General features: G+C 43.7%; 8 protein-coding genes. 5 read left to right on the top strand and 3 right to left on the bottom strand.

Annotated elements, in window-relative coordinates:
• Window positions 1-22: 22 nt before the first annotated feature.
• Window positions 23-655, bottom strand: coding sequence for a transcriptional repressor LexA (gene lexA / locus KGF70_RS11445; protein ID WP_003638977.1), 633 nt, complete (start codon window positions 653-655; stop codon window positions 23-25).
• 132 nt (window positions 656-787) lie between these two features.
• Between lexA and KGF70_RS11440 the strand changes: the two genes are divergently transcribed.
• On the top strand, window positions 788-1045 hold the full coding sequence (locus KGF70_RS11440; RefSeq protein ID WP_031267439.1) for a DUF896 domain-containing protein: 258 nt from the start codon (window positions 788-790) through the stop codon (window positions 1043-1045).
• Between the two features lie 97 nt (window positions 1046-1142).
• Window positions 1143-1379 carry a YneF family protein gene (locus tag KGF70_RS11435; RefSeq protein WP_021336711.1) on the top strand — a complete coding sequence of 79 codons (237 nt, stop codon included), beginning with the start codon at window positions 1143-1145 and terminating at the stop codon, window positions 1377-1379.
• Window positions 1380-1435: 56 nt separating this feature from the next.
• On the opposite strand, the gene KGF70_RS11430 is transcribed toward KGF70_RS11435, so the two are convergent.
• On the bottom strand, window positions 1436-2065 hold the full coding sequence (locus KGF70_RS11430) for a 1-acyl-sn-glycerol-3-phosphate acyltransferase (RefSeq protein WP_050338480.1): 630 nt from the start codon (window positions 2063-2065) through the stop codon (window positions 1436-1438).
• A gap of 111 nt (window positions 2066-2176) precedes the next feature.
• Here KGF70_RS11430 and KGF70_RS11425 point away from each other — a divergent pair, with 111 nt between their 5' ends.
• From KGF70_RS11425 to KGF70_RS11415, 3 genes are all read left to right on the top strand, one after another.
• Window positions 2177-2938, top strand: coding sequence for a tRNA1(Val) (adenine(37)-N6)-methyltransferase (locus KGF70_RS11425; RefSeq protein WP_216769590.1), 762 nt, complete (start codon window positions 2177-2179; stop codon window positions 2936-2938).
• A 214-nt stretch (window positions 2939-3152) separates the two neighbouring features.
• Entirely contained in the window at window positions 3153-3464 is a 312-nt protein-coding gene (locus tag KGF70_RS11420) for a GIY-YIG nuclease family protein (RefSeq protein ID WP_101874307.1), read from the top strand.
• 84 nt (window positions 3465-3548) lie between these two features.
• Entirely contained in the window at window positions 3549-4547 is a 999-nt protein-coding gene (locus KGF70_RS11415; RefSeq protein ID WP_050338482.1) for a D-2-hydroxyacid dehydrogenase, read from the top strand.
• Between the two features lie 2607 nt (window positions 4548-7154).
• On the opposite strand, the gene KGF70_RS11410 is transcribed toward KGF70_RS11415, so the two are convergent.
• A complete protein-coding gene (locus KGF70_RS11410) occupies window positions 7155-7877 on the bottom strand; it encodes an HAD family hydrolase (RefSeq protein ID WP_216786446.1) in 723 nt (240 codons plus the stop codon).
• Window positions 7878-7945 lie beyond the last annotated feature (68 nt).

Genomic DNA, 7945 nt, shown 5'->3' with positions numbered 1-7945 from the left:
CAAGGCCACCTTAAATTAGTGTTTATTGATAGAGCATATCACGGTAGAGTCCCACAACTTTACCTAATACGGAGACGTTATTTAAAATAATTGGCGCCATCGTATCATTTTCTGGCTGCAGGCGGTAATGGTCCGCTTCTTTGAAGAATCGCTTGCAAGTGGCTTCGTTCTCGTCGGTCATCGCAATGATAATGTCGCCATTGTCAGCCGAGCTTTGACGGCGAACGATGACTTGGTCACCATTCATGATGCCAATGTTGATCATACTTTCACCGCGAATCGTCAGCATAAACAAGTCGCCGCCGAATGATTCGAGTTCCTTTGGAATTGGAAAATAGTCGGTTGCTTCTTGGACTGCGAGAATTGGCTGGCCGGCAGTAACGGTTCCAAGCACTGGAATCTGGTGGGGCGTTGTTTCGACCCCGAGGGCTTCAAAACCAGCGGGCGTGACTTCGATTGCTCGCGGCTTAGTCGGGTCCTTTTGAATTAACCCTTTCTTTTCAAGCCGTGAAATATGTCCGTGAACGGTGGAAGTCGAAGATAAGTCAACGGCTTCGCCAATTTCACGTACGGTTGGCGGATATCCTTTTTCATTGACGCGTTCATAAATAAAACGGAGAACGGCCATTTGTTTGCTTTCCGATGTTTTACTCATCTTGGCACCTCATTTTTTTTATCATTAATGGTTAAACCAATTGTAGCATAGCGTTTGCCAGCTTTCAAACAAATGTTCGGTTGACAAACACAATTAATTGATTTAGTGTCCATTTTCGTGTATATTGCTTTGATGAAGGGAGCTGCTGCTTTGATTTCAAAAGAATTAATCGCTCGGATCAATGAGTTGGCTCATAAGGCGAAAGCTGAAGGGCTAACCGAGTTAGAAGAAGCGGAACGACAAGAGTTACGCGAAAAATATTTAAAAGAATTCCGGGCTGGGTTTCGGCAACAAGTCGAAATGCTTCAGGTCTATGATAAGGACGGTAAGGAAGTTACCCCAGAAAAGGTCCGCCAGGTTCAACGTGATCGCGGTCTTCGGGATGATTAACCGATTTCAGGAAAATTTGCCAACTGACAAATTTTCCTTTTCTTTTATTATTAATTTGTGTAGACTAGTTTAATGAAGACTGTAATAAGGGAGGGGAATGACTGTGTCTACTGGAATTTGGATTTTAATCGTCGTGATCGGTGTATTGGTCGGTTTAACCGGTGGTTTCTTTGGTGCGCGACACTATATGCAAAACTACTTGAAGCAAAACCCGCCGATTAGCGAAGAAATGCTTCGGAGCATGATGATGCAAATGGGTCAGCGCCCATCCGAGAAGAAGCTTCATCAGATGTTGAACTCGATGAAGGCTGCATCTAAAAACGATAAAAAGTAAGCGTTCAAAAAAGTGCCGGTCGCAAGTTGCAACCGACACTTTTTTGATGGCTAGACCTATTTCTTGGTACTAGCAGGATCAACGTATTTGAAGGATGGATCAATTTGCCGATCTAAGTCATCAAACGCCGTTAACATTTGTGTTTCAATTTGTTTTTGACCGGCATCATCGAGTTTGAGCTTGCGGTCAACGTAAATTGGTTCACCGAAGCGTACGGTGACTTGCTGGCGACTAAACAGTTGTTTGAACGTCAATGGGCCTTGATACACCGTTGGAACGAGTGGGACACCCGCCATCTTGGCAATCACGGTCGCACCGCCTTTTAATTCTTGCGAGTGGCGCGTTCCTGAAGGGTACATAATCAGTGATAATTTGCCGCTTCGCAAAAATTTGACGGGCGTCTTGATGGCGGACGGTCCTGGGTGTTTCCGGTTGACTGGAAACGCATTGGCATGAACCAGGATGAACCGCAAGACCGGGTTTTTAAATAATTCTTCCTTAGCCATAAAACTGAATTTCATTGGACTGCCAGCGAGGGCGTAGTACAGCGGATCGAACCAAGTACGGTGCGGTCCAACCAGGATATAAGCGCCTTCGGGAAGGTTTTCGCGTCCTTGATAACGGGGGCGACCATTGATTGCCGTGATGATGAGCCGGACGAGTCCGCGCATGAATGAATAAAACATGACGATCTTCCTTTCAATTACTAACTGCTCACAGTATGACGAAATTTGATAAATTCTGCAAGTTAATTGTATGATAACGTTGCAGTGAATTCAGAAGAGAGGTGGCCGAACATGGCAGATGTCACGTTACACGCCGATGAGCGGATTGACCAACTATATAGTAAACAAGTTCAAATTATTCAGAGTTCCCAAGTCTTTGCGTTCTCATTGGACGCGGTCTTATTGGGGGACTTCGCCCAGGTTGCGAAGGGGGCCAAGAGTCAGATTGTCGACCTGTGTGCTGGCAATGGTGCCGTTGGGTTATTTGTCAGTGCCAAGACGCACGGCCACATCACCGCTGTCGAAATCCAACCGCGCCTTGCGGATATGGCTGAACGGAGCGTTGTTTTGAATGATTTGACGGCGCAGATGACAGTACTTAATGAAGATTTATTAAAAATTACGCAACAACTACCCAAAGATTCCGTGGATACGGTCCTGTGTAATCCACCTTATTTTAAGGACCAGCCACTGAGCGTCAAAAATCCCAATCCGCACCTGGCCATCGCACGCCATGAGCTTTCGGCCAATTTGGACCAGATTTTAGCGGTGACAAGTGATTTACTTAAAATGAATGGCAAAGCCTACTTTGTTCATCGTCCAGAACGTCTAGATGAATTATTCACCTTAATGCAGGCGCACCGTTTAGCACCAAAACGGCTGCGATTCGTGCATCCCAAGGCTGACCGGGAAGCGAACATGGTCCTGATCGAAATGATCAAGGACGGCAAACCAAACGGCGTTCGAATTTTACCGCCGTTAGTCGTTTACCACGCCGATGGCACCTATGGAAAAGAGGTGCACACGTTACTTTATGGCGAAACAAAAGCATAAACCAGTTGAATCTGAACCAGCGACGCCAGCTACTACGGCTTCTAAGCGACGGACGAAAGGTAAGCAGGTCTCACTAAAGCCGCGGTCAAAAAAGTCGCAGTCGACACAACCAAAGTCGAAGTCCCAAAAATTGAAGCCGGTAAAGCCAAAGTCGAAACAAAAAAAGCTGAAGGCCAACGCGGCGACAGTCGATTCACAATCTTCCACAGAGTCAATGGCCGAACAGACTGCTGATACACATCCTGCTGACCAAGTGACTGTCAAGCAGTATTACTTTTACGTGCTACTCTGTGCTGACGCGACCCTCTATGGCGGCTTTACAGACAATCTGGAACGGCGGCTAGCAACCCACAATGCCGGGAAGGGTGCCAAGTATACGCGGGTCAAATCACGACGGCCCGTTAAAATGATCTACCATGAAACTTTCAATGATAAATCAAGTGCCTTAAAGGCCGAATATGCCTTCAAACATCAATCGAGAGCTGCCAAGCTAAAATACTTGTCAGCACACGATGTAAAAATTTAGCAAAGTTTTCACAATTTATGATTTTATTTCTGGCATTTACTGTTATAATGTTTAATGTATCAATATATAGGAGGAATTTTTGTAATGAAAATTATTGCATATGCTGTACGTGATGACGAACGTCCATTCTTCGATACTTGGATGAAAGAAAACCCAGATGTTGAAGTAAAATTAGTTCCAGAATTACTTACTGAAGACAACGTTGACTTAGCTAAAGGCTTCGACGGTGCCGATGTATACCAACAAAAGGACTATACTGCTGAAGTATTAAACAAGTTAGCCGACGAAGGGGTTAAGAACATCTCTCTTCGTAACGTTGGTGTTGATAACTTGGACGTTCCTACTGTTAAAGCACGTGGCTTAAACATTTCTAACGTACCTGCATACTCACCAAATGCGATTGCTGAATTATCAGTAACGCAATTGATGCAATTATTACGTCAAACCCCAATGTTCAACAAGAAGTTAGCTAAGCAAGACTTCCGTTGGGCTCCAGACATCGCTAAAGAATTAAACACGATGACTGTTGGTGTTATTGGTACTGGCCGTATCGGTCGCGCAGCCATTGATATCTTCAAAGGTTTCGGTGCTAAGGTTATCGGTTACGATGTTTACCGGAATGCTGAACTTGAAAAAGAAGGTATGTACGTTGATACTTTGGACGAATTATACGCCCAAGCTGATGTTATCACGTTACACGTTCCTGCATTGAAGGATAACTACCACATGTTAAATGCGGATGCCTTCAGCAAGATGAAAGATGGCGCCTACATCTTAAACTTCGCTCGTGGGACACTCATCGACTCAGAAGACTTGATCAAAGCCTTGGACAGTGGCAAAGTTGCCGGTGCTGCCCTCGATACCTACGAATACGAAACTAAGATCTTCAACAAGGATCTTGAAGGTCAAACGATTGATGACAAGGTCTTCATGAACTTGTTCAACCGTGACAACGTTTTGATTACACCACATACGGCTTTCTACACTGAAACTGCCGTTCACAACATGGTGCACGTTTCAATGAACAGCAACAAGCAATTCATCGAAACTGGTAAAGCTGACACGCAAGTTAAGTTTGACTAATTTCGACAATCGTTAATTAAAAGCAACTGGGACTTAGGTTTCGGTTTGTAAAATGGATGGTAACGAAAATCTTTTTGATTTCTTGTTATCATCTTTTTTTATTTTCATGTTGAATTTGGAAGGAATTGATTGCAAGATTGCGCGTGCAGCTGTCGAGTGGTAGAAAGCGATGCCATTCTGTCCTTCTTTAATTGGAATTACACAGCACGGATGGCCACATACATTTGAGAAGACGCTCGATAATGGTAAAATTGTTTCAACGACGAATTAAGCGTGCCAGAAAAACGTGAACTCGTCGCCTAAATCTTTTGAAATGGGCTCAAACCAGCAATTATTAAAGCTGAAATTTTAGGCGATTGGTTATATTACATTGTGCATCGAAAAGCCGAGAATTCGTGCTTATTAGCTTTATACACATTTACGCGTTGTGCTAGTTATGATTTAGCCTTAAAGATGGTTAAATCATGACAAGTTGGCGTCCTGTTCGTCAGCCGATACGCGCGTTAGTCCAACTTCCGGGGCTGGCTGACAACGCTGGAACAGGGCGGACATCGATTTGAACTCACGCAGAAACCCACTGCGCAATTTCAAATACGAGTCTTCTTCTAGCCTGGGGAACTCACCCGGACAAGAAGAACTTCGCCCTTGAGCATTGTCAGCCAGCCCCTACAGTCGGGAACCCACTCGAATGGCAGATGAACAGCCACCTATCTGGGTGCAATTGACCACTGAATATTAAGTGACTGGTCCTTCAGGCAAACTTTTAGTTGGTATCGATAAAGACTTATAGCATTTAATTACTGAGAAGATTCCTGAATGCTATTTACTCATCTCAATACCACAAATTCAATGGCAATTAGTCTTGAAATGAGTCGATGAAATTGCCGTCGTTTATAATTTGAGACTTTGCTATCTCAGGCGACTAGAGAAAATTCTGCCAATTTCAGTGAAACTGCGTGTCCGAAGTATTAAATCATGGATAAGGAAGCTGAACAATTATTAGAAAACAGTCTGATAGTTTAATGCCAAAATGACCGTCTACTTAGGAGCCAACGATCAATCCATCAAAATTTGAGTCCACAATATTCGCCTTTCGAATACCATCCAGGCTGGAGGGTGTTTCTGACAATGCTCAGCGATGAAATTCCACTTAGCAAGCGTTTTTGGCTTGGTTAGTGAAAGACCAGTATTTAAGACGTGGGTTGTCGGCTTAAATCTGTGTTCACCGCGTTCCGGCCATTGACCAGAATGCCTGGAAGCCGGCCTAGGACGTCTCCACAACAGCAAGTTTCCGTGAACTCGCCTTATTTTCCAGCGGGTCTCAGCTGGTAGTACATGAACTTATCACTGGCACGTTTTAATCATGAATCATGACAAATTAACTAGCCCAATGCGTACATTTATATTTCAAGATTATTGAGGAGGCAACCAATGAAAGAAAAACGGTTAAAAACATTCATTTCGTGGATTTCATTTTTACTTTGATCCTTGTGGTGGCATTTGCAATCTATTTATTTAATAATGTCTATTTTAATATCGTGTATTTTATTGTCGCCATGGTGTTAATGTACCTGACGAGTGTTGGTAAGCCTTTGAATAACTATATTTATCGCAAAATCCATTTGTAGACGGTACAAATGAGCCATAAGTTTAAGAATGTTATTTTGATTTGGTGCCGGTTCCATCGCATGTCGCATTGCCGGAATGTTGTGTGTTGCATGAAGCCAGCGACTATGCTCAAAAGCAGCGGCCATATCTAGACTGGATTTTTAATAAGCCAAAAGCATTGATGTTCGTCGCCGAGACTGAAAAAGAAAAAGTGTGTTCTAAACTTCCTTTAAAGAAGGCTAGAACACACTTTTTGTATTGGAACCGATCTGCGAAGCATAAGCCGACACGATCAGTTATTGCTGCATACGGGTAATTAGGCCGTGTGGTACATCGCAGCGATGGCGCAGGACAACACTTACAAAAGTTAATTGAAATTGAATGAGGTGTTGCGGTGCGTCATGATGGTGCTTGACTTTGATGATTGTCGTATCGGCAGTTCAAGCTATCCTTTGCTTGCAGTCGCGTATGACATTTACAGTCGTGCAGTCCTAAATTTAAGCCGTGCAAAAAACATCAGGGTTAAAACTGATATACTGTGGTTTAAGTTTCTAACGACGGTAAAAAAGCATTCTCGTACAATGTAGCAAATTAAGATATTGCGTCATACATGCGGGTGTGGGCTAGGTCAAGTAGCCCTTCCTCTACATGTGATATCATATCACGGTGGCGCAATCGGTACAACGGACAGACATCTGACAACGAGTGAACTGCATCTCAAATTGGAAAGGATACAGGTCAATTAATCGAAGTTGTACAGCTGCTTAAGACGGGTCAGGACAATATAAATAAACCTAACGAACTGTTAAGACTGCACAAGCAGACGACGTATACCAAGGCAACTGGGACGGGTATCACGTCTTTTTAATATGTATACGGTTTTAACAATCAAGACTGTCGCAAATCGCGCAACAAAAAACAGGCCTCAGCCAAGCTCGCTGACTAAGGTCTGTTTTAAAAGTATCGCTGAAAATCGAAATCAACGCACGATGCTTCAGCTTACGACGCACTGGCTGCCTGAACCAATGTCAGTAGGAGCTCGTTTAATTCAGCAGGGCTCTGAATGATTTGGTCCGGAATGACACTTGGAGTGACTTGGTCATTGTGTCGATAATTAAACCAAAAAGTTTGCCAGCCGGCGTGTTTGGCGCTGGTCATATCTAGCGCCGCATTATCACCGACATAGACGGCTTCATTAGCCTTAATGCCGACCTGATGTGCCCAGGTGGTGAAGATGGATGGGTCCGGCTTAGCAATACCAAGTTCATCAGAAATAAAAATATTGTCTGGGTGAACGAAATGTTCAATTTGAAGTTGGTGCAGCTTTTGATGCTGGATCGGTGCTGGACCATTGGTAATGACGCCGATTTTGAACGCTTGGCTTAGCTTGGTCAGCGTGCCAGCCAGTCCATCGAACAAACTGATGTGGTTGAGTGCCTGTTGATAAGCCATTTCAAATTGAATGGCCCAATCGGTACTGACGTGTTTGACGATGGGTGCTAAGGCATGGCGAATTCTAGCGGTCTGCCAAGCTTCAAGACTCATCGTCGTGTCCATGACTTGATTAAAGGTTTGTTCATTGAAATCGTGGAACCGATTAAATATTTTTGCCAATTCGTCCTGACTTAAAACCGATTGATAAGTTTTGGTTAAAGCAGCGACAAACGGTGATTTTTGATCATATAACGTATCGTCAAGATCAAAAATGATGGCTTTTATCATAATTAAGTGAGCCCCCTATGCGAGATAGTATTTTAACACACTTTCTGTAATTCACAAATTCTTGCTGA

Source organism: Lactiplantibacillus sp. 7.2.4, assembly GCF_018991185.1.
Classification (GTDB): Bacteria; Bacillota; Bacilli; order Lactobacillales; family Lactobacillaceae; genus Lactiplantibacillus; species Lactiplantibacillus pentosus.
The sequence above is the reverse complement of the archived record's forward strand: the minus strand, read 5'-3'. Positions and strand labels throughout refer to the sequence as shown.

Bases quoted from the DNA above. Each gene is read 5' to 3' on its own strand.
- KGF70_RS11440 (WP_031267439.1), top strand. From the start codon at position 788: ATGAAGGGAGCTGCTGCTTTGATTTCAAAAGAATTAATCGCTCGGATC.
- KGF70_RS11415 (WP_050338482.1), top strand. From the start codon at position 3,549: ATGAAAATTATTGCATATGCTGTACGTGATGACGAACGTCCATTCTTC.
- KGF70_RS11420 (WP_101874307.1), top strand. From the start codon at position 3,153: ATGGCCGAACAGACTGCTGATACACATCCTGCTGACCAAGTGACTGTC.
- KGF70_RS11410 (WP_216786446.1), bottom strand. From the start codon at position 7,877: ATGATAAAAGCCATCATTTTTGATCTTGACGATACGTTATATGATCAA.
- KGF70_RS11425 (WP_216769590.1), top strand. From the start codon at position 2,177: ATGGCAGATGTCACGTTACACGCCGATGAGCGGATTGACCAACTATAT.
- KGF70_RS11435 (WP_021336711.1), top strand. From the start codon at position 1,143: ATGACTGTGTCTACTGGAATTTGGATTTTAATCGTCGTGATCGGTGTA.
- lexA (WP_003638977.1), bottom strand. From the start codon at position 655: ATGAGTAAAACATCGGAAAGCAAACAAATGGCCGTTCTCCGTTTTATT.
- KGF70_RS11430 (WP_050338480.1), bottom strand. From the start codon at position 2,065: ATGTTTTATTCATTCATGCGCGGACTCGTCCGGCTCATCATCACGGCA.